Origin of the sequence: Pseudonocardia sp. SID8383, from assembly GCF_009864975.1 — a bacterium.
GTDB lineage: Bacteria > Actinomycetota > Actinomycetes > Mycobacteriales > Pseudonocardiaceae > Pseudonocardia > Pseudonocardia alni.
Genome location: NZ_WWFY01000821.1, coordinates 1 through 1,555 on the forward strand (window position 1 = coordinate 1; position 1,555 = coordinate 1,555).

The window sequence follows — 1,555 nt, forward strand, 5'->3', positions numbered from 1 at the left end:
CGATCGGCCGGATCGTCACCGCGCTGACGACGTCCGGCCGGCTCGACCGGCCGCTCACCCCGGCCGGCGTCGGTGGGCTGCGACCCCTGCGCGGGGTGCTGGCGGTCCCGACCGGGCCGGTCCGGTGAGCCGTGCGAGCGCTGCTGATCGTGCCGGTCGTCGTCGCACTCCTGCTGGGGGCGGCGGGGCAGGTCCTGGCCGCACCGGCCGCGGAACCGGCCACCTCGGGCGTCGACGCGGCTCGCGTGCCGGAGGCGGCGCGGCCGTACCTCGACCTGGTCACGGAGCTGACCTCGCAGGGCTGCCCGGAGCTGCCACCGGCCTGGGTGGTCGCCCAGGTGCAGGCGGAGTCGGGCTGGGATCCGGAGCTGCGCACCGGCACCGCCGCCGGGCTGCTGCAGGTCTCGGAACGGACCTGGGTCGCGGCCGGGGGCGCGCCGTGGCCGGACGCGGCGCTGACCGAGCCGGAGGGGCACCTGCGCGTCGTCGTGCCGTGGCTCTGCTCGACGCTGCGCGCCGCCGCCGGGTACCTGGCGACGACCCCGAAGGACGTGCCGGTGCTCGACGCGATGCTGGTCTGCCACATCGCGGGGTGCAGCCGGGTCACCGGCTCGGCGTCAGGGGTCCCGACGGGCGGGGAGGCGGACTGCTCGCAGGCGTGCGCGTCGGCGATCCGGCGCTACCTCGACGCGGTGCACGGCTTCGTCGCAGACTACTCCGGCACAACGGCCGTCGACGACCGCGAGTCGTCCCCGCCACCGCCGCAGAAGGCCGCCCCGGCGAAGGCACCGGCGGCGAAGGACGCCGCGTCGGCACCGGCACCCGCCTGGACCGGCGGCGCGACGGGCTGCCACGAACCCGATCCGGTGCGCTCCGGCGGCTGCCTGACCGGCGCGACGAAGCACGGTCTCGACGCGGTCCGGGCGGTCTTCGGCCCGACCATCGAGACGGTCGGCTGCTGGGACGAGCACCTGCAGAACCCGCGGTCGGACCATCCGAAGGGCAGGGCCTGCGACGTGTTCACCGGGAAGGCCGGGGCGTTCGCGAAGGGCGCCGACCTCGACGAGGGCTGGGCGATCGCGCGCTGGCTGGCACGCAACGCGGCCCCGCTGAAGGTCGAGTACCTGATCTGGCAGGGCCGCTACTGGGACCCCTCGGTGCGCGCCGACGGCTCCGGCTGGGGCCGTCGCTACACCGGCGGCGGGGTCTACGACACCTCCGACGCGACCGGCGGCCACTACGACCATGTCCACATCAGCTTCGCGGAGTGACCCCGTGCGACGTCCCCTGCCGCTGCTCGTGCTCGCCGCGGTACTCGCGGTTCCCCTGGCCCTGCTGGTGCCGGCCCTGCTGCCCGGACCGCCGTCGCAGGCCGTGCTGACCTCGGCCGACCGGGACGCCCTCGGTGATCCCGGTCCTGTCCGCGGAGCGGAGCCACCCGTGCCGGCGACGCGGCCGTCGTCGCCCGGGGCGGTGGCACGCGCCTACCTCGTCGCCGCGCACGGCACCCGGGCCGGCACGGCCGCGGGCACCACCCTCGACGGCGCCCCGTACG

The 1,555-nt window shown here is 76.7% G+C and carries 2 protein-coding genes; both read left to right on the top strand.

Annotation, left to right across the window (positions count from 1 at the left end; genetic code table 11):
- The first annotated feature begins 131 nt into the window (after nucleotides 1-131).
- Entirely contained in the window at nucleotides 132-1,271 is a 1,140-nt protein-coding gene (locus GTW08_RS19915) for a hypothetical protein (protein ID WP_073577874.1), read from the top strand.
- 4 nt (nucleotides 1,272-1,275) lie between these two features.
- Nucleotides 1,276-1,555: hypothetical protein (locus GTW08_RS19920; protein WP_202417438.1), on the top strand; the 280-nt coding region annotated here is incomplete at its 3' end.